Source organism: Sulfolobus tengchongensis (genome assembly GCF_036967215.1).
GTDB lineage: Archaea > Thermoproteota > Thermoprotei_A > Sulfolobales > Sulfolobaceae > Saccharolobus > Saccharolobus tengchongensis_A.
In genome coordinates this window covers 1,381,672-1,407,546 of the sequence record NZ_CP146016.1, presented here as the reverse complement: position 1 = coordinate 1,407,546, position 25,875 = coordinate 1,381,672, and the positions used below count along the sequence as shown (strand labels likewise).

The window sequence follows — 25,875 nt, the reverse complement described above, 5'->3', positions numbered from 1 at the left end:
AGAAAATTGATTTTAGATGACCATAATGCTTCTTCCAATATTAATCACCGTATCAATGCTCCTCGTAATGTTCTATGTAATTTACGAGGTCGAAAAATGGAGATCAATGAGAAGAGTACTAGTAGCCTTATACATTGAGGGGATGATGTTAACGATGAACGTTGGAGCCTATCTTTACTTAGTAACCAACAACCCATTTTACATACTCACGATTAACTCCGCTTACATGGTTTTCGGTCTGTATCCTCTGTTAAATGTTAAGGAGATAAAAAATAGGAACTTTGTATATATAATTTTCTCACTATTGATGGTTATTTCGGAAATTGCAATGGGTGCTTTATTATATACCCTGCAAACCGGGATTCCTGCCGACTTAGATACCTCAGTTGAGAACGTATTTTTCGTTAGTGTTATGATTACGGAAATGCTCTTCACATTTATACTTTCCTTCAAAGGGATGAATAGCACTTTGAGAAACTATTTGATAGGGCTACTATTATTAATGCCATGGTTTCCTCAAATATTCCCGACATTAGCATTACCAATATGGCTTTCTGCTATTATAATGGTAGGAGATACTATACTGATTTACGATTCACTTTACACACAGAGGCTAAGAGCTTCTCAAGAAACTTATACTGTGCTAGAATTAATATCAATATTCGCTTTAATGATGATGGGTGAGTTCTATTTCTTCTTATCTAGTTCCTTGATAGTCTTTGACAGTGCAATGATAATAAGTATGGTTTGGTTCTTGTATAGAACGTTAGCTGGACCAAATCCAAAGAAAGGAAATTACACTAAAAACTCTAAACTAGCATTTCTAATAATATTCTTAACCTTCATAATGGAGTTCTTTATGGGGGGAGTTTTAGATTTTGTTGAAGGTATCTTCTCACCTGGAGTTCAAGGATTCATAAACAGTTTAACATTACCATGGGAGCCTTTAACCAGTCCATTAAATGCGATATGGGACTTCATAAACATTCTGGGTTCAGTTTTAGGTTCAACTTGGTTTCTGATAATGATGGGAATAGAAATGGGGTTCTTAGCGTTTAAGAAAATGCTTGAAATGAAAGTTAGAGAGGTTAGAGTTAGAATGAGTTTAATGATACTCGCGTATGCTCTTTACACTATATACATACCGACGTTTAGTCCAATTTCGAATTACTTACCTTACATACCGTACATGTGGTCAATGGGGATAGGAACTTTGGGATCTGTAAGTAACTCAGTACTTTTAGGGCTTATAGGTACATATGTGATATACGCAATTCTTTCATTTTTATTTGGTTCAAGAAATCTCTGTGCGGTGACTTGCTCCGCACCCTTAATGTTTCAAGGAACATTCTACGATTCGCTTAAGGTTTATAATAGAACGTCGAAAGTGGGAAGAAAGACATTAACGTCGAGAGTACCCAATTGGGCAAAAATTGTATCGCTTAGTGTTTCAGTATTAGTACTATTGTCTGCAATATTGTCTTATCTTAACTCCATTAATTTGATTAATTTTACTATATTTGATACAGATATTACATTTCTAATATATTTCATTTGGTTTGATGTACTCTGGTATATGCTATTCATTTCAATACCCTTCCTAGGTACATTTGCTTGCATTACCACAGGTTATTGTTATTGGGGCGTATTCAATCAAGCTGTAAGTAGTATAGGATTATTCAGATTAAAGGTCAAGGATCCCACTGTATGCGTTAACTGTAAGACAGTTGATTGTGCTTATGCTTGTCCAGTAGGTATTACGGACATGAGAGGTTGGTTCATAAAGAAAGGTGAATTCAAATCGTTTAAGTGCGTCGGGATAGGTGAATGCGTTAACGCTTGCCCTTACGATAATATCTACTTTTACGACGTGAGGCACTGGTTTAAAGATAAATTTAAATACTAGTGGAATATTTTATCCTTAGTTAACTATTTTACAAAGTATTGAAAGATAACTTTTTATTATATTAAGTATAAATGAGATATAGTATGAACGCGACAAAGGTTTATGATACAATAATTGTCGGGGCAGGAATTGCAGGATTAAGTGCTGCATTATATGCTTCTAGGCAAAAACTTTCAACATTAGTTTTATCTAAAGATCTTGGAGGTCAACTAACTCTAACGGATCTCATAGAGAATTACCCTGGAATAGAATCAACTAGTGGATTAAGTCTAGCACAGAAGATTGAAAAACAGGCTAAGAAATTTGGGGCAGAATTCGTTTATGGAGAGGAAGTTAAGGAAATAAAAGAGGAAAATGACACTTTCATAATTAAAGGAATAAAAGGTGAATATGGAGGGAGAACTGTTATTTTGGCATTTGGAAAAACTCCCAGAGAACTTAACGTACCTGGGGAACAAGAATTTAAAGGTAAAGGGGTCTCTTATTGCGCAATATGTGACGCGGCGTTCTTTAAAGGTAAACCAGCTGCTGTAATAGGTGAGGGTGAGCCTGGTATAGAGGCAATAGAATTATTGTCAAATTACGCCAATCCAGCTTACTATATAACGTCTTCACCTCATCTTTCCGGAGAGGAAGAGATTATAAAGAGAGTACTAAGTAAGCCTAACGTTAAGATCTTTCCCTCCTCAAAGGTCCTTGAGATAAGGGGAAACAGTAAGGTTGAAGAAATACTAATAAAGAGAGAAAAAGAGATAGTACCGTTGAAGGTAGATGGGGTTATAATAGAAATGGGATATGTTCTTAAAACTGAATTCTTAAAAGGATTTGTAGAACTAAACGATAAAGGTGAAGTAATAGTTGATGAACTAGGGAGAACTAGCAAAGATGGAATATTTGCAGCTGGAGACATCACACAAACCCCATATAAACAAGCTGTGGTAGCTGCAGCTGAAGGTGTTAAAGCCGCACTATCAGCTTACAACTACCTTAGAAGTAAGAAAGGGCTCCCACCAGTTAATGTGGATTGGAAAGCTGAGAAGAAGAAGGTCAGTTTGAGACTCTGATTTTAATATGAATGTATATTTACACAAAACCTATAGTAGGTCATAAAGCGTGAATAAAGAACACTTTAGAAACATAAATTACAAAGAAAACGTCAACATTTCTAACAACTTATCTAATCCTAACTTTAAAGAACTGACTGAACTCAAAAATAGTTCCGTCGTATACCTATCTGTTGTGGTAACCTCAAAGATTTTTTCTCGGGTGATTAACTCATGTGATTGAAATTTTGCACATACTTACTGTTCACTTCATAATTAAGTCCGGAAGTTAACAAATACTCTTTTATCCATAGAATTTTAATTATCATAATGCAAACGTATTTCGCATCATTAGCAGTTGATCAAAATTACAACGAACTTAACTTTTACAAACAAATAGCCATAGCTTTACTTAATTTAGACCTTGAAAGGAGGGAAAAGATAGAGAAAGCATCAATCATAGGATGGCCCATATTGCTTAAAAAAACGGATCAAGGCTTTCTCGTACTAGATGAAACGTTGACAATTACTTCGAAAATAGTGAAATACATTTATCCGCCATTTAAAGATATAGCCTCTGAGTTTTCAACGATAAATGATACTCAAACATTCATATCTAAGGTTAAGAAGATAAACCTAGACCATATTAGCTCTGCTGAGATTTCTCTTGTAGGTTTATTAAATATAGAAATGGAGAAGGTAATAAAGACTGCGAGGAAAAAGGAGGAAATTAGTTATCCAATACTAGATTCGAAAATTAGTGAGCACGATGTAAAGGTAATTAATGAGAATCTGGTTAATCTGAAAAGCGAAATCCTAACTACTCTTACATCCCTTGAGGTATTATTAAAGGAAGTTGAGGATACAAGAATAAGAATAAAGAGAAACTTAAGTGATCAAATAGAAGAAATTAACAAGAAATATAAGGAATTAATAGAGAATAAGACTAAGGAAATAGAGAATGAAATACAGAATGCATCCAATGATATTTCTAATTCAATAAATAATGAAGTAAACTCCAAAGTATCAAAATTAACTGAAACCCTAACAAGGCAAGCTATCACAAGTTTGAAATATGAAGGTGGAACTATTGGAAAGACCGAATTCGAGAGTTCCAATAAAGAGTTGGAGACAGTTATTGATGAAATAAGAAAGATAAAGGATAATGTTATAGAAAAGTATTTGGAAAAGGTTAGATATCTAAAGAGAGATTTAGATAAGCTTTATGCCGACAGAAACAATGAGATAGAGAAAATAAACAATATGATGAGGGAAGTTGATAATGTAGCCAATGATTTTAGGAATAGAGCCAATAAGGCAAAGGAAAATATGGAAAGTTTTGTTAAGTATATAGATTTATTTTATGAAAAATTAGATTTAGCTGATGATACTACAGTAATCATACCATTTCTAATTGCTAAAACAAATAAGGGTAATGTATTCGTAACAACACCTCAGATTTACAAGGGGAAGGCAAAGGGCATATTCAGTAAGGTATTTAGAAAATCAGAACTCTCTGAGCCATTATCTAATAGCCTTCAAGTATTCGTAGATCAATTAAAGAAGATCGAGATAAATGATAACATTAAGATCTATTCTGCCCAAATAAATACGGCGTTAGAGGAGATTAAAGCAGAGGGTTGGAAGAGCATAGATACATTAGAAGATATTTATACTTCTGCGTGATCTTGAAATTCCTCTAATAATAAATAGATAATAAAACAGAATTAGTAATATAACATATATTGCTAAATCAATATAGAAGGGCAGGGGAATTAGATATACTAATATTAGGAGTAATGGGATAAAGTAAAAAATACCCCTATATCGTGAAATCCTTCCTCTTCTATATCTGGGATAGGGTACAACGTTTATATATCGCGAGAGCAGAACAAGATAAATTATCATAACATAAGGGTCATATGCATCATTCAAATAACCTTCCAGTCCGTTCTGAGCTCTTTTAACTTCCCCTACTTCAGTATTGCCTGTAGTAAATATTTTCACACTATCTTGATAACCTCTTATGAAAGCTACTAATTGTGGTTTACTTACTATAAAATTAAAAATACTATATTTCACATTAAGATCATTTACTTCTCCCACTTTAGATCCATATTGATAGATTTCATAATCGTTAGAACTAAATCCTTTTCTTTTAAGCAAGAGATTATAGTTTCCTTCTACTCTTACCTCACTCCTATCCACAGTGACCTTACACAGCGTTATACCTTGCGACAGTATCATACCATTGGTATATTGTAATAACATCTTCTTTACTCCTATTTGTAGTCTAAAATATTAACTTTCTCCTTTTCGCATGTTTGAGTGCAAATTTTCTAGATAGCATGTATTTTTTGCCTATCATATAAAAATATGTATTATAAATCTTCGGTATTCCAACGTGATAAAGGCGAGATCTATATCCCATAATTAATTTGTCAATTTCAAGTTAATAAATCAATGAGTTTAGACAACTCTTTACAATTTTTCTATTATACAAATATCATAGAAAAATACGATTATGGTTAGAAACGAGAGGTATTAAAGGGTGTAATGCTTATCAATTTTATACCATCAAAAAGATTACCATGATTAGTAAGGATGACGTTTTTACTATTATTCTTAATGAATATAAGGCTACGAGCAAACCAGTTTCATTGACTAAAATTAAGAGAAAGTTCAAAGATCAGTCAATTCTAGAAGAAGTTCTGAACGATTTAGAGAGAGATGGGAAATTGAGAAGAATAGAGAATAAGGGGAGAGTTGCTTTTGAACCTATTGAAAATGTAAATATAGCAGAAGAATTAAAGATTTTGAGGGACGAAGTTCATAAAATTCTTGATTTATTACAAAAAATTGTCGAAACGAAGGAGATTTCCTTTAAGGATTTTGAGGAAGCATATGATAGAATAAAGGACTCTCTGGGATATGCTCCATTAGAGAGAATAAGAATAGAACTAGGACTCCAAAAGGAGGAGTTTTATTCCAAATTTAGAAAGCACATTGAAGAAAATTATGATCTAATAGCAGGAGGAGAGGAAGGATTTACACGAAAAGGCGTAGTTTATGGTATAATTAAGAGGAGGAGATCATAATGGTATGCGAGATACCTAGAGTCACTGTTACAACCTGGGCATCCAAAGGCGTAATATTAGCTGGCCCTACATATAAGAAATATCTAGAAAAAGCACTTGAGGTAATTAAAAATAAGGAAATAGCCTCAGTAGTGGGACAACCTGGAATGGGTAAGACAACTTTACTCAAAAAGATAGAAGAACTAACTAAGGATGAAAATCTAACCATATATTTAGATCTAGCAAACAAACAAAGTGTAGATAGTGAATTTTGGACTAAGGTAAACCAATTCACATTTAGAGAGAGAGTATTACCGCACTTATATCGAATTAAAGGAAAATTAGGATACTCGTTCTGGAAAAAGTTAATGGGAGTTAAGTTTGAAGATTGGTTATTGAGAGTCTGCAACAAATATGATAATGCGTATCTGAGAATCTATTGCTTAAGTTATGATAAAACGTTTGATGGTATGATTAACGCTCTAAGGGATATGAAAAATATTGGTAACCCAATCCTGTTAGTTGACGAGATTAGAGAAACGCATATGAGCCTTATACACAGGTTAATTAATTCAGGTCTTGAGATACCCATAATTTTATCCATGCCTACTGAAGTTTATAGCAGGATCAGTGATTTGGCGATAAGGAGAAGAATAGAGGAGAGTAGAATTCCATTAGACGACGCTCTTACCCTAGAGGACATAAAGGAGATTGTAAGCGCGTATTGTAAAGACCTGACAGAGGACTTACTTCCAATAATTCTTACATTATGGGAAAGCAAGGAATTAACTACGGTAAGTTCAATTTTACAATTTATACGAAATGAGATGGATAAAGTTGAGAAAACTTGCGATAAAAATAACGTCGAGTGTATAAAGAATGAACTAAGGAAATACATCAGCCTTAGGAATCCAGAAGAGGACTCAAAGGAATTTGAGAAGAAAGTCAGAGATTTGCTAAACGGGATAAGTAAGGAATACGGAATAACGTACGTACATCCGAGAGGAAAGAGAATTGAAGTTGATGGTAAAAGTTTGGTAGTAGGTTTATTCTTTATAGCTGATAATCAAGCGTTTCTGGGTGACGTATTTTTCTCAAATGACGGAAAACTTCATAATGAAGAAGAATTAAAATTACTTGGAAACGTAGAAGAAGTTGAACATGAAAAGAAAACGTATAAAGTAAAGAATAGATTCGTTATAACTAATATTGAGATAAGTGGGATAGATAGAGTACTTGCCCTGCATATTCCCACATTAGAAGTAGTCAAAATATTAAACGGTGATGTATTCTTGCTTGAGGAGAGAATTAAAGCATTATTTGACCAATTCTTCCCTTCATCATCATCTCTAGCTGAAGAAAATAAGGTATCAACTTAAGACACATAATTTAAAATAATTCCTCTTTAGAAATATTTATAACTGCCTATTGGAATACATAATAGGTGTTTTAGTTTTGTTCTCAAATGATCCTTCAACAATTACTAGGAAGGAAAAGTTTGACAAAGAGGAGATAGTCAGAGCCATAAGAAACGCAATAGCCGCAGAGATAGACGCTATAAACTTTTACCTGCAACAAAATAAATATATTGAAGATGAAAAACTAAGGAAAGTTCATGAGGATAGGGTAATTCAGGGCTCCATTGCGAATTGTAAAAAGTAAATAACGGTAAAAAATTTTGAGGTAATCTATCATTTGCAAGTAATACAAATAAGGGTGTGAGCACGACGTAATACCATGAACACCCTAGAAATACCCAAAGCCGTGCTCACACCCATAATAAATAGTGAAAACTGGTTATTAAACAAAACCCCACAAGAACTTGAAAAACTAGCCATCAAAGAAGCAGACATGATAAGCCCCAAGTACAAAAGAGGAAAAACAATAAAAAGAAAAGGCTACCAAAACTACAAATTCCTCACAGACTTCACAATACAACAAATAGGAAGAACACTCTTGTACAAACTAGAATTCACAACAATAAAACTTCCAATACTAGTAGATGAAAACGGGAAAAGAATAAAAACAAGAGTAGAAGAAGAGTTGTTAAGAGAAGAGAAAATCTTATTAACCTTATTACTAACAATCTACTCCCTCTTGCCAGGGAAACTAAACCAAAAACTATGGATCCCAGAGGAACAAGAAAAACACGAATACAAGTACTTCATACTTGATGGAAAATACGTGAAACTAAAGGACAAAAAAGCAGTACTCCTAATAGCAATAGGAGTAGAAGAGAATGGAAATTGGGGGATAGCAGATGCAATACTAGCAGACTCAGAAAGCACACAAGCTTATTGGAATCTCCTAGTTAGATTATGGATAAAATTCAACATACAATTCGTAGTTGCAGATTTACACAAGAGTATTGATAACGCTATTTTTAGGAGTGGGATAAGAGTGCTTAGGCAACCTTGTCTAGTTCACTTGAAGAGGAACATGAGTGAGGAGGAGAGGAAGGAGTTGGATGAGTTGATTTCAACTAGGGTTGTTGATACAAGGTTTAAGGAGGAGTTGGTTTCTCAAGGTGTTCTCAACTTTACGCATCTTCCTCAACGTTTGCAGGGGTTGTTGAGGAGTAGTAATTTGGTTGAGAGTTTTAATTCTCTTTTGGAGAGGCGTTTGTTTGGTCGTTTTCATTCTCCTCATAGATTGTTTCAAATTTTGTGGGGTATTGGTTTTTGGTTTAGGGGTAAAATTAATTTTTCTCATTCTTCTATTTTTATTACAGTCATAGATATTATTCTCATTTCCAATATACTTTTTCACTTATTCCTTCATTATATTATTATAACTGAGCGAGATAAATACAATTCGCAATGGAACCCTGAATTACCCTGAGGATATTACAAAGGAGGAAATGGCTCACTTTGGCGAATTTCTGAGATTGTTATATCAAGTTTCTCCTGAAGATTTCAGCTATTTTAGAAAAGGATGGGAAGAGGCTTCAAAACTTATCGGACAAAACGAGAAATTCCCATTGGAATCTCCCCCAAGCAAATCAGTGGAAACTACTAAGGAGGACCCAATTGTGAATTGGATAATAGAAGGAATAGTAGCCAATAGGGTGGTAAGGAATATTGGAAATGCCATTAAATACGACTCAACCATGATTCCGTATTCCGAAATAAAGGTCGAGTCTGATGAATTAATACAAAGTAAAAACATTTCAGTATACGAGGTACCATTAATTAGCTTTCAAGTTAAATTTTATTTAGGTCAAAAAGGTGACGCAAGAAGAATTTCACTATCTGCAGGGAATTCTTTCGTGAAGATAGAAAATAAACTATTGTTGAAGAACCACCCACTATCTCCTTTTAAAATTGGTTCTCAGCTGAGAGCATCTGATTGGAATCAAACAGGAAATATTCTAGCTGACGTATTAAGGGCATATGAGATTCTATCTAAAGGTGGATTTGGAAAAGATGTATATATACTACTTTCGCCCTTAAACTATTCTAGAACGTTTAGAGTTGTTGATAAGGCTGGAACTTACGAGATAGAGTTGTTAAAAGATTTAGGAAACGTAATACCCATTAATGATGTTGAGGATGACGAGATTTATGTTATTAGCAAGTTAGGATTTGACATTTTACTATATTCAGATGTTGCTGTTGAGTATCTATCTAAAGAAAAGGATTACGATGTATATTTAATTTCAGAACAAATAGCACCAAGATTGGTGAGTAACTCAGCAGCTTGCGTAATCAAGTCCTAGTCTTAATTTCTTCCAATTTCCTCCTTAAATTTTTAAATATAAGTTCATCTAACGAAACGTCGTAGGCTATTAATTCGATATTTCCACTAGTCTTAAGTAGGTGTGTAAAAATGTCCCCACTCTGAACGTCAGAGTTATTTATTTGAACATGCAATATTTCTCCATTAGATATTGATGCTATAATATTCAAACTCTCTCCAATTATAATAATACCACCATATTTAATATTACCAATAATCTCTCTCAGCTTTAAAATAGTTTCTTCAACGCTCCCTCTAAACCTAAATACTTCATTCAATGCTGAAATCTCTTCGAGAAGTGAAGGTTTAAAATAAAATTTCACGAAAGGAATAAGATGCTCTTTAACTAAGTGCGTAGCTAAATCAATATCTCCCATTCTCGGTCTATCAAATAAACCTTGCTTTTGTTTTATGTCAGCTACTACTCTAAGCCTGCATACTCTGCTTAGTTCAGTTATAATTATATCTATTTTCCATGTTATTTTACTATTATCGGCGTCCCCCTTATATGTAATAGTATTATACATAAGTGTAGGCCCCTCCATTGTCCCAACGAATGTATCAATTTTAGATTCTGGATCACCAAGTGCGTAAAGGATTTTGTATTTGTTCTCTGGATTTTTTAGATTACCCATGGGCACAAACTTATTCTCATTTTTATCGAAAATATTTACAATCATCATATGACCTAATATACCAGTAAATCGTATAGGATCCATAAAGAATGCTAGTAGTTGTGATCTACTACCCTTCACTTCTATTTCTTCTGCATAAGGCATAAATGTAATATATAATTTTAAAATATAAACCTTATTCATTTATATAGAAGATTACCGCTGCGAATTTTACGTAGGAAAATCATGTGTTAGTTTATTTCAATTCTTCTGAGAGATAATATTGAAGAGCGTGAATCATATTAGTAAGACCTTAATGGACAGTGCCATTACGTATGGAGGCTTTCACTCCTTAATCCCCAAAGGTGTTAAATAGAAGTGATAATCTGAAATTCAGAATTAAATACTATTCAGATTTGCAATTTCCCCATATGATATTATCAGTATTTTTCATACTTACACAAATTAATGGAGATTAAACATGAAATCGCAACGTAAACGAAAAGTAGGCACTCTCATTTGGTTCTAAGATTTTAAGTCCTAATCCATTATGAAAAGCATCAGGGGCTCCGCTCATGGGTTCTATGGCAACTGCACCTCTTACACCAGTGTATATTTGCACAAATGGCATATTTCTCCTAATGATCCTTACTTTAGAGTACGAAGAACTTAATTGAATGCCACCATTTATTAAAAAACAATCATCATAATCGGTATGTTCAAGTTTGGTTTTTATTAACTCGCCAGTGGGAATCTTATTAAAGCTTACACATTTCTTTACGCTATCCTCTTTCTCTGTTAGTATTGTCCAATCGTCTGCCACCATAAAATACGGATGAGCGCCAACGGTTAAAGGTGCTCTCCTATTTCCCACGTTTTTTATGTTAATTTTTGTTCTAAGGCCATGCTTAAAAATCTTGTATGTTATTACGCATTCCAGTCTTGTGGGATATCCCTCATGTTCAACAATGTATTCTAAACTTATATTATCTTCACCTTTACTTATAACATTAAAATCTTTATCTAAAACTAATCCGTGAATGGCATTTCCTTCTCTGTTTTTGGGCAAGGTGTATTTTATTCCCTCAAACACATATTCTCCATCTTTTATCCTATTAGCAAATGGCACTAGTATGGCCATACCTCCTCTGGTTGGCCTTTCCATATCTCCCTTTAATATTACGTCCTTACTCCCTATCTTAAAGGAATAAAGATATGCTCCACGTGTTAAAATTTCAGCTTCTGTATCTCCCTTTTTTATTTTCATATGCTTTCACACTCACCATGAGATTAAATTTATTTTCTCCTCTTCGTGCTGACTTTTACTTTTGGTTTAAAAAATTTAAACTGATATAAGGATATACATCTCGTTAAACTTTACAATAAAATTTTTAAACAGCATGAAGTGGCTAAAACAATAATGATTAAGTATAAGGATACTAGATGGATGTACCTGGTAATACCCTACAATGCTTCAACAGGTCCGTTGTCAACCCTAATCACATTGCAAATACTCTCATTAGGTGGAAACGCAATTAACGTTGCATATGCAATTTCTTTAAGTAACGCAGTTCTGATACCAGCCTCAATAATATGGGGTTTTATGGCCGATAGAATGGATAGAAAGAGACAGATATTAATTAGCTTAGCAGGTACGTCAATACCGCTTATGGTTATGCCTTTCATGAATAGCATATCACTTATAACTTTAAATTACGCTTTCATCACGTTCATGAGTACGGCCTCAACAACGCCTTTTAACTTACTCATAATGGAATCAGCAGAGAAGAAACATTGGGGTTCTCTCTTCTCAAAATATTCCTTCTTCTCCTCAATAGGCGTTCTCTTAGGGTTAATTATTTCCACATTCCTAGTACTATTTCTAAGAATAGACCATATAGAAGAAATTCTAGGATTTGTAGTCTTGGCTACATTAATAATCGGTATTAGGATACTTCCAAGGCCCATTATAACGTTTGAGAGAACTGCAATATTGCATCATAAGGAGTCTTTCCTAGTAAGAATGAAACACTTACCAATGATGTTTCTACACTTGCCTAATTTTCATCATTTTAAAATGTTCTCACCTAAGAGATTATTCAAAAAACCAATAAATTATATTCCTTTATTATACTTGGGTATAGTATTATTTTATATTAGTAGTGGTATTTTCAATACCGTTTATCCTGCCGGTCTTTACGTGAAGGGACTAGACAAATCCGAAGTTTTAGCTGTGATAAGCGTAGGTATGATATTCCAAATTTTAGGTTTTAGATTGTCTTCAAACTTACTGGAAAGAAAGGATGAGAGAAACCTAGCCTATCTATCTCTAATTTTAAGGGGATCATCTTACATCATTTTGGGCATATTTGCACAATTATTTTTAGGTATTCCAATATTAATTTCTGGATTAATATTTTATCCACTAGCAGCTGGTATAGCTTACGCAATCTTCTACTCCTCATCTACAACACTAATATTTAAAATAGTAGGAGAAAGAAGACAGGGAACTGGGCTCGGAGTTTACAGTACAGTAGTAGGAATATCATTGTTCGCAGGATCTTTAATTTCTGGTTACATTACTCATTATATAAGTTACGGAATTGACTTCATCATCGCTGGAGCACTACTCTTAATATCATCCTGGATCTTCAGATATTTAGAAGAAGGTTAGCTCATGAGTGATAGTTACCTCATAAATTCAGTCTTTCTTGTGTATATATAATCTTTCTCTGAGAGTTAGTGATCATAATTTAAAATTATAAATAATGTATTATGTCTTTTTCACTAGAAACATGACGTAATATTTATCATTATACTAGTAAGGTCGGATATTAAGCGCACTTATGCTGTCGCATTAGTTATAGAAAAAATCAGAATAAAGGTTTGTAGTATTTTCTTTTCTCATAAACCCAATCTTCTCTCTCTTCATGACACTCTAAATAGTACTTTTTACAAAGCTTAAGTATCTCATCCCTTATTTTATTCCACCACTCTTTAGAGCCTTCTTTAAACTTTAAGCCCTTATAATAGTGAAAACTATCAAAGATTATCCTAGTTTTTATATCTGAAACTTCTTCAATTATCTTTAATACTTCATGGTCATTTATACCTTTAATTATAGGCCCCACAAACAACCACGTCTCTAAACCATTTTCACTAAGCTTCCTTAAAGCCATAATTCTAGCTTTAGGAGGAGGAGCATTGGGTTCCAATTGGCTTTCAAGACTTGTAACTGTAAACCCTATATCCACCTTATTTTTGTATTTTAAGAATATGTCTAAATCTCTTATTACCAAAGGAGATTTGGTTTGGATGGAAACCCTAAAGCCGTTCTCCAAGAGTAAATTAACGCTTTCTCTAGTTAGTTTCTTTATGGCTTCCACGGGCTGGTAAGGATCTGTTATTGTGGATACGCCTACTACACCCTTTCTAATTGTTTTAACCTCTTTCTTTAATACATCTAGCAGATTTTCCTTAACTACTATAACCTTTCCCCAATTTTCAGATGCCTCTTCATTGGGAGTAAACATTGGTGCGTAGCAATAAGGGCAAGAAAATGCACAACCTAAGTAGGGGTTTAAGCTATAATCCAACTCCTTCAAACCAGACTTGCTTAGAGCAGTTTTAACTTTAATATATTTTATGATCATTTTAACCACTTGTCTATTGTATTATATGAAAGCATTGAGTGACGAAGCCACTTTTTAATGTCTACCTTTAGCAAACTTTCAGCGAAGGCAAGTGCAGAAGTTATATCGTCAAACAGAAATGGTTTTTGTTTAAACATTTCCCTAACATTCTCTCTTACGAACCAAACACCTACTGGTAAATTAAATCCGCTATATATTTCTCTCCACAATATAGCTGTTGCCTGCCTTTTTCTTTTTTCTAAAAATTCCGCCGTGCCCAGTCTTGAAGCGTAGTAACACCCACCTATTTCCGGATACTCTGTTCTTCCCTCATATCCTTCATTATCGATCTCTACATTAACGTAATTACCCCACTTATTCCACGTACTTCCAGGGAACCACGCCTCTCCCCATTCGAAACTCCATTTCTTGGGTAATAAAAATGCAACAAAGAGATTTTTATTGAATTGTCTATAGTATACTTCAATTTTATCTATAGTTTCATAGTTTTTAATTTTTTCTATTAAACTATCTGAAACTATCTTATCTATTGCCGTTATACTCCATCTTGTTGGAACTAATTTCCTATCTATACCCAATCCGCCCACACTTAGAATTTTTGCAATTTTCTCAACATCTAATCCGCTTTTGTAAAGCATCATAATCCCGTCCTTTGCCTTCATATCACTATCACCATAAACTTTTTCCGTAACCTTTAACGGTGGAGGTAATGTATTTATTTCTAATTTTTCTAATGGCGCAGAAGGTCCTAACGGAGGTAAACTATCGTCAAGAATTCCTCCAGAAGGAGGTTTTTTCAAGACTAAATCTAAATCAACTGGTCTTGAAGCTATTGTAATGCTTTGGATATCTATTAACAATCTATCAGGCTGTTTTGCAGCATCTCTATGATACCGAATCCCTCCTCTGACTAAAGAAAGTCTCATGCTTAAGAACTCGTTTAAATCAGAGGTAAGCCAATATTTTGGATCTTCAAATTTACTAGTATCACCAATTACAGGTGGAGAAGAAGGATAAATGGTGATTTTGGGATAATTATACCTTCCTACGAAAACTGTCGGAGGAGATGAACCTAAAACTTCAGTAGTGTTAATTTTCCTTATTCTAGTGGTGACTATTATGGGACAATATGATAATCCGCATAAGTATTTTGCTCCCCTACATCTTATACATAATTCTGGTCGGATCACTATATATTACACTTTATCATAACAATTATATTAATAGCTATTGTTTGTTACCGCTCTGATTAACGGACTAGCCCATTGTCCGCTTCTTAAAACTACTTACGATAAGATCTAAATGATGTTCTTGCAATTAACGCTCATACTTTACCCTAACTGGAATTATTTCCTAATCCTTAGCAACGAAGCTATAATACTTCTAATAAGACTTCAACATGAGCTATTTGTAATAGTGGGTTTTATTAGGATTTCAGTTTTTTAACGGGAGGGTGATTTGAGGTTTATAAGATTCAGAGATTACTTTAGATATTCGCTTCCCTATGAATTCATAAAGTAAATTTAGTATCACAATTAGAGTGTCCCACCTTATATTGTTTAAGACGTGACGTTACGATTCGTAGTTCTCTTCCTTAGAGACCATACATTACGTCTTTGAAAGTCTAGCTGAGTTTTGCTCTAGTTCTTTGATAGCTATTATTAACTGTGCATGGACGAAGTTCTGAGGAAAGTTCCCTGTAAATTCCTCCTTACCTACATCTACATGTTCGCCTACCAAATGTAAACTTCCAGAAATTTTATCTATTTTCTCTAGTATCTTCCTCGCTTTTTCAATTTCTCCTAACATTATGTAAATTCTAGCTAGCCATACTGAGGTTAGTAAAAAAGGATGTTTTGCTTCACCCATGAAGTCAGCCTTATATCTTTTCACAAATACGTCAATTAATAGATCCTCTTCTATTTTATCTAAAGTATTTAAAAATATTTTATCATTAACGTCAATGAAACCGTATAGAGGTGCCGATAGCAGAGAAGCGTCCACGTCCTTTGTTTCTCCACAATATCTAACAAGATAGCTATCAAATACACAATTCGTATATATCCACGTTCTTATCTTTTCTCGCTCTTTTTCCCAAAAGTCCTCATATTTGAGCATCTTAGCTAGTTTTCCTATTTTATCTAAGGCTATCCACATCATTATCTTAGAATGGGTATAGTGTCGAGGTTCTCCTCTATCTTCCCATATTCCAGAGTCTTTAATTTTCCAGTTTTGTGATATCCAATCTGCTATATACTTTATTTTATTAAATATATCTCTTAAAAATACAAAATCATTAGTTTTCTCGATATATTTATATAATGCAGATATGAAAAAGCCTTCTACATCTAACTGAATCTGAGTTGATGCAGCGTTTCCTACTCTTACTGGCTTAGAGCCCTTATAACCAGATAACCACCTTAACTCTCTCTCTGGAGGTGGTATAGTTCCTTCTATCGTATATAGGGGATAATAAAATGGTTTAGATGAGAAGTTTATTAAGGAAAGTAAGAAGTTTATTATCCTTCTAGCCTCCACAATATATCCAACTTCTAATAATGCCTCTGCTATTATGGAAGAATCCCTTACCCATGCAAATCTATAATCCCAGTTCCTCATACCTCCTTCTACTTCTGGAAGCGAGGTAGTTGGTGCTGCTACTATCCCGCCAGATGGAGCATAAATAGAGCCTAAGAGAGTGTAAAGAGAAGTCTTATATAGTTTGTTAAACGATTTGACATCTTCAATATCTATACTTTTCCAATAATCTATAGTATTTTTGAATGCTCTCTCGTAATTTACAGCTAATTTACTTCCCCTCTCGCTGAAGACGCCATGTTTTGTATCTGATGCGTAGTTTGCTATTAAGTAACCTCTACCACTACTGAATATCCAAACATAATCATCTACCCTTTTTACATCTCCATCATATTCGTAAAGAAAACCTATACAATCCCTACCTTTTGGGTTAATAAACCGATTACCATCTACTATGGGCTTATACAGTCCATAGTTAAACATTGGCTTAAAGATTACTTTAAATGGAATCTCCGCATCAACATTCCTTATTATTACAGTTTCTCCCAATGGAATTAAATCTGTTATACTTATCTTACCCTCTACTGTGCTCAGCGTGGTCTTTAATACTAGAGGGTGCTCATATTCTTGATGAACATTAGTAACTTGTTGGGTCTCTGGTAAAATGGCAAATTCACCTCCATCATTATCCAATAACTTTGTAAATATCGATTTTGAATCAAATTTTGGCAATGGAAACCAGACTATTGAAGAGGAATCGATTAATGCTCCCGTTATTTGATTTGATATAAAACCCAATGGTTTCATAAAACAATTATCGTTATAAAGAAAAATATATGTATGTCTATATTTCAAGATAAAGTATTATTATATACTCGTAAAATAATGTAGTTAGTTTGAAAATGTACTGCTTAGAAGATAGACGAAGAATTCCCATAAATGTGGTGTGCTCATCGTACTATTTCAGAATAAGGTCTATCATAAACGGCAAACCATATACTGCAAGCTATGAGGAATTATGGAACTTACCGTTGGATGGATTGAACTCTATCCATCTATTTGAGAGCGTTGATTCGGCAATGAAGAACGATCCATTTATGTCAGTAACGAGCTCTTTGGCAGTGTTTGTTTCAGAAAAAGAAGATATAGAAGGGTTTGTGGAACTAGTATTATCAAAGACATTTTTCGAAATAAGATCCATAATTATGATGGAGAAACCCAATGTTAAGTATGGAGTAAATGAAGTAACACTTTCCTCAGATCTTTTTTACTATAACGTATCATATAGAAATCATAGACTTACCGTTAAGGCTAAAGATAGGGAGGGATACTATGAGGTAAGCTTAAAGCTGCACAATTTTTCCTTTATAGAGGATTATCGAGAGCTTCTTAGGAACGTTGAGAAGCTTGGAAATACTACTAGAATTGTAGTTTGAAAGGTTTTTTAACTATCATGACAATATAATACATATGAAAGTAATTGATGTGTGCAACTCTATAGTAATTACTATCTCACCAGAATCAACGCTTAAAGAGGCAATTGAGATACTTTCGAATAATCCTACTGGTAGGGCGATTGTTTTGAAAGAAGAAAAGCCAATAGGTATGATTAGTACTAGAGATCTTGTAGCGTCTTTTAGTGAGTATGGACTTAACGTCTATGACTTAAAGGTTAAAGACGTTATGAGTCAAGATTTGATAATCGCGTCACCTAATGATGATGTAAACAACGTAGTGAGAAGAATGCTTATTAATAATATTGGAGGTGTTCCCATAATTGATAACAACACAATAGTGGGAATATTCACGGAAAGAGAGGTTCTAAAGTTAATCACCTCTTTAACATTTTCCGGAATAGTAGATTCCGTAATGTCTACAAAATTAGTTACCATTAATGAAGAGAGTAACATTTTAGACGCAGCCAAATTAATGGCTAGAAATAATGTAAGAAGATTGCCTATTCTTGATAATAATGATAGACTAATAGGAATAATTACAGCCGCAGATATAGTAAAGTTCTTGTCAAAGAAAAAAGAGATAGGAAAAGTTTTAGATGCAGGTACCAGAAAACCCATAACTGTATCAAGATATGAAAGTGTACTTAATGCAGCCAAACTAATGATAGAGAAGAGGATAGGTACGTTGCCAGTATTAGATAACCAAAAACTAGTAGGAATAGTTACTGAAAGGGACTTAATGTATGCCTATATAAACATATTGTAAAAGCTGCATAACTCTATACGTTTCACTTTTCTTGCTTACCTATTTTTTCGGTATCAGTCTTTTTCCATGGCTCGGCATTCTCTTTAAAGTTAATACTTTTCTCGATATTAGCTAGATATTTAGCTATTTTTTCAGCATAATCGTAATCATATATCCTATTTATAACAATTCTTTGTGCTTCTGGACTACCCGCGCCATGAACTGATTCTATTAGAAATGCTACGCTAAAGCTCACGTTTTCAAGTAATCTTACAATTCTTAACCTCTCCTCCGTTGAGTAATCCATAATTCCTTGAAGATATTTCTCTATAAGTTGTCTAAGTTTAGGATTCTTTAAATCCCACTCACTAGGTGCTGTACCTATAATTCCGCCTGCAATATCTGTAGAGAGTTTAGTTATCTCGTATGGGAATCTAGTAACCAACTGCTTCGTGATATTGGCGAACATGGGATTTACCCACCAACATCCATCCTCGCATAATTTGATTGCATCTAGACTTGCAGCCATTCCGGTTCCATACATATTTTCATTCAATAAAACCATTTCAGTAAGTTTATTCTGGATATGAGGTGCTTTTTCTACTCCAATTTGCTTAGCTAAATTATAAGCTGCACCAATTATGACGTCACCTAGACCAGATTTACAACCACCATACCCTTGCCTATGATATGCACTAAATATCTCAACTAAAATTCCACTCATTTGCCAGTCTTTCAACATAAACACTCTTTCCATGGGGATGAAAACGTTGTCAAATACTATTAAACCTTCATGATTACTACGATAAGGCAAACCATCAATTTCTCCATTTTCCATCCTCCTTCCATCATTGATTTGTCTCCCTACTATTACTTTTATACCCTCAGTGTCTAATGGCGTAGAAAATGCAACTGCAAACTCTTGATCTTTTTCGCTCATAGCTCTGGTTGGCATTACGATTACTTCTTCAGCAGCAGCTATACCCGTTATATTAGCCTTAGCCCCTGAAACGTAAATACCATCTTTAGTGACTTCGGTTACTCTCAAATACGCATGTGGTTGCTCATGCGGTTTTAGTGTCCTTACACCTTTAACATCAGTCATAGCACCTGCTAAGGCTATATCGTTCTTCTGAACGTACTTCAAATACTCTATAAATCTTTCATAATAGTCCTTTTTCCCTTTCTCCGCAATTAGTTTAGTTGTAACATATAGTGTATTTAAAGCATCCCAGCCAACACATCTTTGGAAGCAAGCTCCAGTTTTATGACTTAACTTTCTTAAAAGCTTAATCTTATATGCCAGGTCTTCTGGTGATCTGTGAATATGGGTAAATCTGTTTACTTCATCATTAACGAAGACGCTCCAGGCTCTTGCAAGATGTTTACTATCTTCCTCATAGGCAGCATCATAAGTAGCCTTAAATGCCAATATTGATGGCTTCAAAAAGGGATGTTCAGTGACGTCATTAACTTCATTTCCCATAACGTAAATTTCAACCTTATTTCTATGTTTAATTGCATTAACGTACTCTTCACCAGTTCTTAAAACCATATAGTGTACTTATACATCAGCTTTATAAAGTTGTATAATTTCCATTAAGCAATATTTCAAAAATTAAATAATTGCTAGATTTAAATTCTAACTATACATTTAAAAGGTTGAACTGCATTATTCTATTTATGGATGAAGAGCTACATACTTTAATTGAATTTTTAAAGAAACCCTCAGTTTCGGCAACGGGAGAAGGAATAGAAGAGACTGCGAATTATCTGAAGGAAACTATTGAGAAACTTTTAGGAGTCAAGGCAAATTTAGAGAGGACAAAGGGGCATCCCGTAGTATATGCCGAAATAAATGTGGGGGCTAAGAAAACACTACTCGTATATAATCACTACGATGTACAACCAGTTGATCCATTAGGTGAATGGAAATACCCACCTTTCTCTGCGACGATCGAAAACGAGAGAATATACGCCAGAGGTGCATCAGACAATAAGGGAACTTTAATGGCTAGGTTATTTGCTATTAAACATTTACTGGATAAGAAAGAGTTGAACGTTAATGTGAAATTGTTATATGAAGGAGAAGAGGAGATTGGAAGTATAAATCTAGAAGACTACATAGAGAGAAATTCCAATAAATTGAGAGCTGATGCTGTGATAATGGAAGGTGCAGGTTTAGATGTTAAAGGAAGGCCACAGGTAGTGTTAGGAGTTAAAGGATTACTTTACGTGGAATTAGTACTAGATTATGGGGTTAAGGATTTACATTCTTCTAATGCACCATTGGTTAGAAATCCATGCATAGATTTAGCTAGAATTATTTCGACGTTAGTAGACCCGGATGGAAAAGTGCTAATCGAGGGATTTTATGACGATATAAGACAATTAACCGATGAAGAGAGAGAGCTATTAAAGAAGTATGACATTAATGTAGAAGAACTTAAAAAAGCACTAGGATTTAATGAATTTAGGTATAACGATAGGGATAAAATGGTAGAGGCCTTATTAACTTATCCTACTTGTAATGTTGACGGATTTGAGTGTGGGTATACGGGAAAGGGAAGTAAGACTATTGTACCACATAAGGCTTTCGCTAAACTAGATTTCAGATTAGTTCCTAATCAGGATCCATATAAAATATTCGAGTTATTAAAGAGACATCTCCAGAGAGTAAACTTCAAAGGCGATATCATAACCCACGGCTTTGAATATCCAGTTAGAACTTCAGTTAATTCCCCTGTTGTTAAAGCCATGATAGAGTCTGCCAAAATAGTATATAATACTGAACCGCAAGTAATACCAAATTCAGCAGGAACTCAGCCTATGGGCTTATTCGTTTATAAATTGGGGATAAAAGACGCAGTAAGCGCTATAGGTGCTGGAGGTTATTATTCAAATGCACATGCTCCCAATGAGAATATTAAAATTGCAGACTATTACAATGCAATAAAACATACTGAAGAGTTCCTAAAAATATATTCTAAAATGAACTGAACTTGAACGCGGAGAAATTCTCTTGTATTCTAAAATGTATTTATAAGTTAGTTAAGATAAAGTTCTTTATGGAATTACCGGGATATTATTATCTTGTCGTGTATAAGGATATTCATTTTGGAAGACCAATTATAGCTGGTACCTTGATTAGACCAGAGAACGTACTATATGAACTAGCTAAAGATAGAACATACGAGGAAGTCTCAAAGGTCTTTTATAACCAATTAAATTTGAAGCAGATACAAGAGTGTATAATGTACGCAATTGATATTATGAAGATTTTGAAATATGGAAAGATAAAGCCGAAAGTTCCAGCTAAGCTAAAGAAGAAATTGGGCCCTACAGAGTATAAATATGTAGATTATAAGGAAAGCAGATATGATCCAAAAATAAAAAACTATGATGTAAAAGTAATTGATGTATTAAACAAATTATATGAGGGTAAGGAGATATCACAAGTAGCGGAGGAGTTGGGAATACCAAAAGAAGCTGTAATTGAGTCAATACTTTACTCTGCATCAGTAGTGGACGATTTCCACTTGTCACTATCATCGTTTAATGATCCCGCATCAGTAATTGTTGATGCTTTTAATTGTATTAAAAAGAAGTAGATGTTGTCACTGATGGGTAGATACTCTTTACTTTTTCAGCTAATTTTGGATCATTAACGACAACTCTACTTATTCTCATCCCGTATATTGCTATATCTAAACTATCCCAAATGTCCTTATCATCTGCTGAGATCACGTAAACATTAGATCCCAATTCCACTGGTGGAGAGGGTTTAGTTAAATAGACCATATAGGGATCTTTGGTTGGTGGAACATCTATTTTATTTACATCTATTAGCTCAGCTTTGACCTTATTTCCAAATATCCTTATTAATCTTTCGCTTTGAATTTCTAAATTCAATCTTTCTAGGTCAGAAAGAGAATCAAATCTTTTAGAGCTAAACTGATTTACTAGGCTTTCCTCAACAATTGAAGTCAACTTCTTTCCCTCTTTCAGTGAGGAAAAAACAACTTTCATTGCGCCACAGTCCGTATGAGGTAACAGTACTACTTCATCAACATTATTCTTGTATTTTTCGAGAGTATTTATGAGAGAGTTAACATTAGCTCCAGCGTTTCTAATAACCACTGCATTTGGATAATTTTTCCTAATATAGGAATTCAGTCTCCTATCCATGCAGGATATAATCAGTCTCATTTTGCTAAATAAGAGTTAAAGATACTTAAAACTCTTATTTTAATAACAATGTATCTCAGCCCCACCTTTCTTTCGTCACCTTAATCTCCTTTGCTACCATCTCAACATCTCATCTTAATTCTTGTCCAAATCTCGCAAGTCTCTTGCTTTTCTTTCTCTACCTCATTCTCGTTTATATGCGACCTTAGTTCTCAGTAGAGTAAAAAGTAGTCCTCAAGGTTTTTGAATTCGTCTAAGGTTGTTCGGGTTAGTCTTTTAATGAGCGAATATATAAACCGAAGGGAATTGGAAAATTTTTTGTCCAAAGTTCAGTTGCTCTAGAAGAATAAATTGATACTGATAAATCTCCTGTCTGGTCTTCCGTAAATCTCTTATTAATCTCGTTATCAAGGTATCACGTAAATTTAACTAAGTTCACAAATGATACTTAAAGCTGTAGGCAGACAAATGCAATTAAGTATTTTCAAGATAGCGTATTATAAGCGACAATGTTTTTTAAATTTTTTAAAAAGTCATATACTATGAATTACGAAGTAATACTAAATCTGTTATCGGAAAAGGAGTGCTCGTCGTTCTTGAGCGTCTGTAAAGATGGTAAGAGATTCCTCCTTGTGAGCTTCTGTGGAGATGAGAAGAAGGTATATTCTGGGAAAATTAATGGGAATTCTATAACATATATTAACAGAGATAATAATGTTAAATTCGAAATAAAAATTGATGAAAACAAGAATAATGGTGATGATAATACGAAAATCGTAAAGATTAATGAAAAATTATATGTTTATAATGTAGATGAAACCCTACTTTCGGACTAAAGATTTTATATTCTATTAGTATGCTTTTATTTATAATGGGAGTTGCAATATCTGACATAAGATACCTTATAGAACAACCAGAGGCTTTTGGATTTAAATTGGAAATTAGTAGAATTGTAACTAAGGATATTGATATTGAAAATATAAAGCAGAACGGAATAAGGATTGATAATCTTTGGATAAAATGTAATAAAGATACTGAAGAATGTGAAGTAGTTGACGATAGTGGCAATCTATCAATTGTTAACTTTCCCGAGAGGCTAGTGGTGAGATATGTTTTATCAAATGGAAATAATAGCTAATATTAGCGTTATAAATGATTTTAAAGGTTGATAGGATTTAGCTTCATAATAAGCATATTATGAGAGTTAATGAAGTTCCCAGTATCTTGAAATTAATGAATCGTGCATAATTTCTTTCAAATAGGTAATAAAGGCAATGTAGAACTGACGCATATTTAGTCATTTATAATCCGAATTAAAACTTATGACGCATTGTAATAAAAGAGTGAGTGTGAAGATTTCCAAATAAGTCTGGGACGTCATGATGAGGCAAGCATCTTAGCAGTTTTAAATATCTCAATCAGCATCTCCATCGTAAGTCTCCTAGTCTTCATATTTCGTGGACTAGGATGATAACTACCTAACAGAAAAACTACTTTTGAATCCGGTTTTTCAACTCTTATTAAAGCTCCGTGAGAGAACTTAACATTAGGAACCTTATAGCCTAATCTCCTAAAAACGTCTATTAAAGCATCCCATGCAATTTTACCCAAGGCAACGTAAACTTTAGCGTTCTCTAACATTCTTATTTCTTCCTCTAAAAACGTAAGGCAATTCATTATCTCACTCCTAGTAGGCTTATTTTGTGGAGGTGCACATTTTAATACAGAAGTTATATATACGTTATACAGTTCAAGTCCATCATCTTTAGAAACCGAGAAAGGTTGATTTGCAAGTCTCACTGAATATAGAGCAGTAGCTAAATTATTTGAGCTTTCATCACCAGTGAACATCCTTCCAGTTCGATTACCCCCGTGCCCGGCAGGAGCTAAGCCTATAATTACTATCTGAGCATCTATCTTACCATTAGGCGGTACTGGTTTTCTCCAATAATCGTATGGGAAATTATTCCTATACTCTACAAGTCTAGGACATCTTTGACACGCTATCAGTCTTGATATAAAATCCTGTAATGCCATATCTCTCTTTTCATTACGTTTTTAAGTTATAAGTTATTCTCATATTTTCAAACACGTTTATGGAATTTTGGACTTATATTTCAATTAAAATAAATCACTTTAATAAACTGATATCAACAATTTATACAATACTCTTCAGAGTATCTGCTAATAATAAATGATGTAGCTCTAGATTTGATTTCTGAGGAAACATGGGCATAGAATATCTCTCTTCCTTAAGAAATTTTTGACGATACATTTCATAATGCACTGACTTGCTCCCCGCCATCAAAAGGGCGAGGATTCCCCTCATCGATTCGGAGTTACATCTCTCATTTGAGGGGCACTTAAGAGGGTCAGAGACCCCCTCGCACAAAGATTATACACTGCTACGAAATCACGATGATCCTCAAAACCACATTTTACACACTTAAGTGTACGATAATTACTTTCAACCATTTTTTCTCCACACTTGGGACAAGTAGTTGAACTATACGCTGGTTTAATGTATATTACGTTTAATCCATGCTTCTTAGCCTGCCACTCAACCCATTGTTGAACACGTCTATATTGCATCAAATATAGTTTCTCCCTATAATTCTTCTTCAACCCCTTCACATGAGAAATCATCTTATTCAGATCCTCTAGGACTATGTAGTTAGCACCCAGTCTTTTTGCTTCATCAACTAACCTCTTACCAGCCAAATAGCGTTCTGCTAAGGGCTCCAGAGCCGAGGAGTAGATCTTCATTTTTGATTGTCACGATCTCCTCCTCGATGGAACTACCCTCACGGGTAGCTCGCTCTGAAGCCCTCAGCACATGCTTATTTCTGAAGAAACTGTTTAAAAACATTACGCGGGCATTCATCTCCGCCTTAAAAAAGGCGAAGCTTTCTGCCC

The 25,875-nt window shown here is 34.2% G+C and carries 24 protein-coding genes and 1 pseudogene; 15 read left to right on the top strand and 10 right to left on the bottom strand.

Features of this window, described 5'->3' with window-relative positions; all coding sequences use genetic code 11:
- The first annotated feature begins 22 nt into the window (after window positions 1–22).
- The 3 genes from V6M85_RS06750 to V6M85_RS06740 all read left to right on the top strand — a co-directional run bounded on the left by V6M85_RS06750 (window position 23) and on the right by V6M85_RS06740 (window position 4,635).
- Complete coding sequence (locus V6M85_RS06750; protein WP_338604664.1) at window positions 23–1,906, top strand: 4Fe-4S binding protein; 1,884 nt, start codon at window positions 23–25, stop codon at window positions 1,904–1,906.
- Window positions 1,907–1,989: 83 nt separating this feature from the next.
- On the top strand, window positions 1,990–2,970 hold the full coding sequence (locus tag V6M85_RS06745) for an NAD(P)/FAD-dependent oxidoreductase (protein ID WP_338598191.1): 981 nt from the start codon (window positions 1,990–1,992) through the stop codon (window positions 2,968–2,970).
- Between the two features lie 309 nt (window positions 2,971–3,279).
- Window positions 3,280–4,635 carry a hypothetical protein gene (locus tag V6M85_RS06740; protein ID WP_338598189.1) on the top strand — a complete coding sequence of 452 codons (1,356 nt, stop codon included), beginning with the start codon at window positions 3,280–3,282 and terminating at the stop codon, window positions 4,633–4,635.
- Here V6M85_RS06740 and V6M85_RS06735 read toward each other — a convergent pair.
- Window positions 4,609–5,220 (bottom strand): hypothetical protein, encoded by a 612-nt coding sequence (locus V6M85_RS06735; RefSeq protein WP_338598187.1) that lies wholly within the window; start codon window positions 5,218–5,220, stop codon window positions 4,609–4,611. The two genes, V6M85_RS06740 and V6M85_RS06735, sit on opposite strands and share 27 nt — an antisense overlap.
- Window positions 5,221–5,540: 320 nt before the next feature.
- Between V6M85_RS06735 and V6M85_RS06730 the strand changes: the two genes are divergently transcribed.
- The 5 genes and pseudogenes from V6M85_RS06730 (at window position 5,541) to V6M85_RS06710 (ending at window position 9,744) form a co-directional block, all read left to right on the top strand.
- Window positions 5,541–6,047 carry a hypothetical protein gene (locus tag V6M85_RS06730; protein ID WP_338598185.1) on the top strand — a complete coding sequence of 169 codons (507 nt, stop codon included), beginning with the start codon at window positions 5,541–5,543 and terminating at the stop codon, window positions 6,045–6,047.
- Window positions 6,047–7,405 (top strand): ATP-binding protein, encoded by a 1,359-nt coding sequence (locus V6M85_RS06725; protein ID WP_338598183.1) that lies wholly within the window; start codon window positions 6,047–6,049, stop codon window positions 7,403–7,405. The genes V6M85_RS06730 and V6M85_RS06725 overlap by 1 nt, the downstream gene beginning before the upstream one ends.
- Before the next feature lie 76 nt (window positions 7,406–7,481).
- Window positions 7,482–7,649: pseudogene (locus V6M85_RS06720) on the top strand (bacteriocin); the annotation flags it as partial.
- Between the two features lie 114 nt (window positions 7,650–7,763).
- Window positions 7,764–8,867, top strand: coding sequence for a transposase (locus V6M85_RS06715; RefSeq protein WP_338598181.1), 1,104 nt, complete (start codon window positions 7,764–7,766; stop codon window positions 8,865–8,867).
- Window positions 8,868–8,886: 19 nt separating this feature from the next.
- Window positions 8,887–9,744: an encapsulin gene (locus V6M85_RS06710; protein WP_338598178.1), complete on the top strand. Its 858-nt coding sequence runs from the start codon at window positions 8,887–8,889 to the stop codon at window positions 9,742–9,744.
- Here V6M85_RS06710 and V6M85_RS06705 read toward each other — a convergent pair.
- Together V6M85_RS06705 and V6M85_RS06700 are read right to left on the bottom strand one after the other, a co-directional pair.
- Window positions 9,734–10,543, bottom strand: a complete 810-nt coding sequence (locus V6M85_RS06705) for a hypothetical protein (RefSeq protein ID WP_338598176.1) — start codon at window positions 10,541–10,543, stop codon at window positions 9,734–9,736. The two genes, V6M85_RS06710 and V6M85_RS06705, sit on opposite strands and share 11 nt — an antisense overlap.
- Before the next feature lie 310 nt (window positions 10,544–10,853).
- Window positions 10,854–11,645, bottom strand: coding sequence for an aldose 1-epimerase (locus tag V6M85_RS06700; RefSeq protein ID WP_338598173.1), 792 nt, complete (start codon window positions 11,643–11,645; stop codon window positions 10,854–10,856).
- Window positions 11,646–11,798: 153 nt separating this feature from the next.
- Between V6M85_RS06700 and V6M85_RS06695 the strand changes: the two genes are divergently transcribed.
- A complete protein-coding gene (locus V6M85_RS06695; protein ID WP_338598171.1) occupies window positions 11,799–13,052 on the top strand; it encodes an MFS transporter in 1,254 nt (417 codons plus the stop codon).
- Window positions 13,053–13,251: 199 nt separating this feature from the next.
- Here the strand turns inward: V6M85_RS06695 and V6M85_RS06690 are convergent, their stop codons facing one another.
- From V6M85_RS06690 to treH1, 3 genes are all read right to left on the bottom strand, one after another.
- Window positions 13,252–14,031 (bottom strand): SPL family radical SAM protein, encoded by a 780-nt coding sequence (locus V6M85_RS06690; RefSeq protein ID WP_338598169.1) that lies wholly within the window; start codon window positions 14,029–14,031, stop codon window positions 13,252–13,254.
- The gene (locus V6M85_RS06685) at window positions 14,028–15,221 is read right to left on the bottom strand and encodes an Nre family DNA repair protein (RefSeq protein WP_338598167.1); all 1,194 of its coding nucleotides are present in this window, start codon (window positions 15,219–15,221) and stop codon (window positions 14,028–14,030) included. The genes V6M85_RS06690 and V6M85_RS06685 overlap by 4 nt, the downstream gene beginning before the upstream one ends.
- A 418-nt stretch (window positions 15,222–15,639) precedes the next feature.
- Window positions 15,640–17,376, bottom strand: a complete 1,737-nt coding sequence (treH1, locus tag V6M85_RS06680) for an alpha,alpha-trehalase TreH1 (RefSeq protein WP_338598164.1) — start codon at window positions 17,374–17,376, stop codon at window positions 15,640–15,642.
- 95 nt (window positions 17,377–17,471) lie between these two features.
- On the opposite strand from treH1, the gene V6M85_RS06675 reads away from it, so the two are divergent.
- Together V6M85_RS06675 and V6M85_RS06670 are read left to right on the top strand one after the other, a co-directional pair.
- Window positions 17,472–18,005, top strand: coding sequence for a hypothetical protein (locus tag V6M85_RS06675; RefSeq protein ID WP_338598162.1), 534 nt, complete (start codon window positions 17,472–17,474; stop codon window positions 18,003–18,005).
- A gap of 34 nt (window positions 18,006–18,039) precedes the next feature.
- On the top strand, window positions 18,040–18,792 hold the full coding sequence (locus V6M85_RS06670) for a CBS domain-containing protein (RefSeq protein ID WP_338598159.1): 753 nt from the start codon (window positions 18,040–18,042) through the stop codon (window positions 18,790–18,792).
- Window positions 18,793–18,814: 22 nt separating this feature from the next.
- Here the strand turns inward: V6M85_RS06670 and V6M85_RS06665 are convergent, their stop codons facing one another.
- Window positions 18,815–20,326, bottom strand: a complete 1,512-nt coding sequence (locus V6M85_RS06665) for a 4-hydroxyphenylacetate 3-hydroxylase family protein (RefSeq protein ID WP_338598156.1) — start codon at window positions 20,324–20,326, stop codon at window positions 18,815–18,817.
- Between the two features lie 128 nt (window positions 20,327–20,454).
- Here V6M85_RS06665 and V6M85_RS06660 point away from each other — a divergent pair, with 128 nt between their 5' ends.
- Both V6M85_RS06660 and V6M85_RS06655 read left to right on the top strand, forming a co-directional pair.
- Complete coding sequence (locus V6M85_RS06660) at window positions 20,455–21,771, top strand: M20/M25/M40 family metallo-hydrolase (protein ID WP_338598154.1); 1,317 nt, start codon at window positions 20,455–20,457, stop codon at window positions 21,769–21,771.
- 68 nt (window positions 21,772–21,839) lie between these two features.
- A complete protein-coding gene (locus V6M85_RS06655) occupies window positions 21,840–22,382 on the top strand; it encodes a DUF433 domain-containing protein (RefSeq protein ID WP_338598151.1) in 543 nt (180 codons plus the stop codon).
- On the opposite strand, the gene V6M85_RS06650 is transcribed toward V6M85_RS06655, so the two are convergent.
- The gene (locus V6M85_RS06650) at window positions 22,369–22,980 is read right to left on the bottom strand and encodes a carbonic anhydrase (protein ID WP_338598149.1); all 612 of its coding nucleotides are present in this window, start codon (window positions 22,978–22,980) and stop codon (window positions 22,369–22,371) included. The two genes, V6M85_RS06655 and V6M85_RS06650, sit on opposite strands and share 14 nt — an antisense overlap.
- A 521-nt stretch (window positions 22,981–23,501) precedes the next feature.
- Here V6M85_RS06650 and V6M85_RS06645 point away from each other — a divergent pair.
- Together V6M85_RS06645 and V6M85_RS06640 are read left to right on the top strand one after the other, a co-directional pair.
- Window positions 23,502–23,795 (top strand): hypothetical protein, encoded by a 294-nt coding sequence (locus V6M85_RS06645; RefSeq protein ID WP_338598146.1) that lies wholly within the window; start codon window positions 23,502–23,504, stop codon window positions 23,793–23,795.
- 35 nt (window positions 23,796–23,830) lie between these two features.
- Window positions 23,831–24,097, top strand: a complete 267-nt coding sequence (locus V6M85_RS06640; RefSeq protein ID WP_338598144.1) for a hypothetical protein — start codon at window positions 23,831–23,833, stop codon at window positions 24,095–24,097.
- 239 nt (window positions 24,098–24,336) lie between these two features.
- Here the strand turns inward: V6M85_RS06640 and V6M85_RS06635 are convergent, their stop codons facing one another.
- Together V6M85_RS06635 and V6M85_RS06630 are read right to left on the bottom strand one after the other, a co-directional pair.
- Window positions 24,337–24,996, bottom strand: coding sequence for a uracil-DNA glycosylase (locus V6M85_RS06635; RefSeq protein ID WP_338598142.1), 660 nt, complete (start codon window positions 24,994–24,996; stop codon window positions 24,337–24,339).
- Window positions 24,997–25,284: 288 nt separating this feature from the next.
- A complete protein-coding gene (locus V6M85_RS06630; RefSeq protein ID WP_338598139.1) occupies window positions 25,285–25,725 on the bottom strand; it encodes a zinc ribbon domain-containing protein in 441 nt (146 codons plus the stop codon).
- Between the last annotated feature and the right edge of the window lie 150 nt (window positions 25,726–25,875).

Bases quoted from the DNA above. Each gene is read 5' to 3' on its own strand.
- V6M85_RS06740 (WP_338598189.1), top strand. From the start codon at position 3,280: ATGCAAACGTATTTCGCATCATTAGCAGTTGATCAAAATTACAACGAA.
- V6M85_RS06645 (WP_338598146.1), top strand. From the start codon at position 23,502: ATGAATTACGAAGTAATACTAAATCTGTTATCGGAAAAGGAGTGCTCG.
- V6M85_RS06640 (WP_338598144.1), top strand. From the start codon at position 23,831: ATGGGAGTTGCAATATCTGACATAAGATACCTTATAGAACAACCAGAG.
- V6M85_RS06725 (WP_338598183.1), top strand. From the start codon at position 6,047: ATGGTATGCGAGATACCTAGAGTCACTGTTACAACCTGGGCATCCAAA.
- V6M85_RS06655 (WP_338598151.1), top strand. From the start codon at position 21,840: ATGGAATTACCGGGATATTATTATCTTGTCGTGTATAAGGATATTCAT.
- V6M85_RS06665 (WP_338598156.1), bottom strand. From the start codon at position 20,326: ATGGTTTTAAGAACTGGTGAAGAGTACGTTAATGCAATTAAACATAGA.
- V6M85_RS06735 (WP_338598187.1), bottom strand. From the start codon at position 5,220: ATGTTATTACAATATACCAATGGTATGATACTGTCGCAAGGTATAACG.
- V6M85_RS06745 (WP_338598191.1), top strand. From the start codon at position 1,990: ATGAACGCGACAAAGGTTTATGATACAATAATTGTCGGGGCAGGAATT.
- V6M85_RS06700 (WP_338598173.1), bottom strand. From the start codon at position 11,645: ATGAAAATAAAAAAGGGAGATACAGAAGCTGAAATTTTAACACGTGGA.
- V6M85_RS06715 (WP_338598181.1), top strand. From the start codon at position 7,764: ATGAACACCCTAGAAATACCCAAAGCCGTGCTCACACCCATAATAAAT.
- V6M85_RS06630 (WP_338598139.1), bottom strand. From the start codon at position 25,725: ATGAAGATCTACTCCTCGGCTCTGGAGCCCTTAGCAGAACGCTATTTG.
- V6M85_RS06705 (WP_338598176.1), bottom strand. From the start codon at position 10,543: ATGCCTTATGCAGAAGAAATAGAAGTGAAGGGTAGTAGATCACAACTA.
- V6M85_RS06660 (WP_338598154.1), top strand. From the start codon at position 20,455: ATGGATGAAGAGCTACATACTTTAATTGAATTTTTAAAGAAACCCTCA.
- V6M85_RS06730 (WP_338598185.1), top strand. From the start codon at position 5,541: ATGATTAGTAAGGATGACGTTTTTACTATTATTCTTAATGAATATAAG.
- V6M85_RS06635 (WP_338598142.1), bottom strand. From the start codon at position 24,996: ATGGCATTACAGGATTTTATATCAAGACTGATAGCGTGTCAAAGATGT.
- V6M85_RS06710 (WP_338598178.1), top strand. From the start codon at position 8,887: ATGGCTCACTTTGGCGAATTTCTGAGATTGTTATATCAAGTTTCTCCT.
- V6M85_RS06650 (WP_338598149.1), bottom strand. From the start codon at position 22,980: ATGAGACTGATTATATCCTGCATGGATAGGAGACTGAATTCCTATATT.
- V6M85_RS06670 (WP_338598159.1), top strand. From the start codon at position 18,040: ATGAAAGTAATTGATGTGTGCAACTCTATAGTAATTACTATCTCACCA.
- V6M85_RS06690 (WP_338598169.1), bottom strand. From the start codon at position 14,031: ATGATCATAAAATATATTAAAGTTAAAACTGCTCTAAGCAAGTCTGGT.
- V6M85_RS06695 (WP_338598171.1), top strand. From the start codon at position 11,799: ATGATTAAGTATAAGGATACTAGATGGATGTACCTGGTAATACCCTAC.
- treH1 (WP_338598164.1), bottom strand. From the start codon at position 17,376: ATGAAACCATTGGGTTTTATATCAAATCAAATAACGGGAGCATTAATC.
- V6M85_RS06675 (WP_338598162.1), top strand. From the start codon at position 17,472: ATGTACTGCTTAGAAGATAGACGAAGAATTCCCATAAATGTGGTGTGC.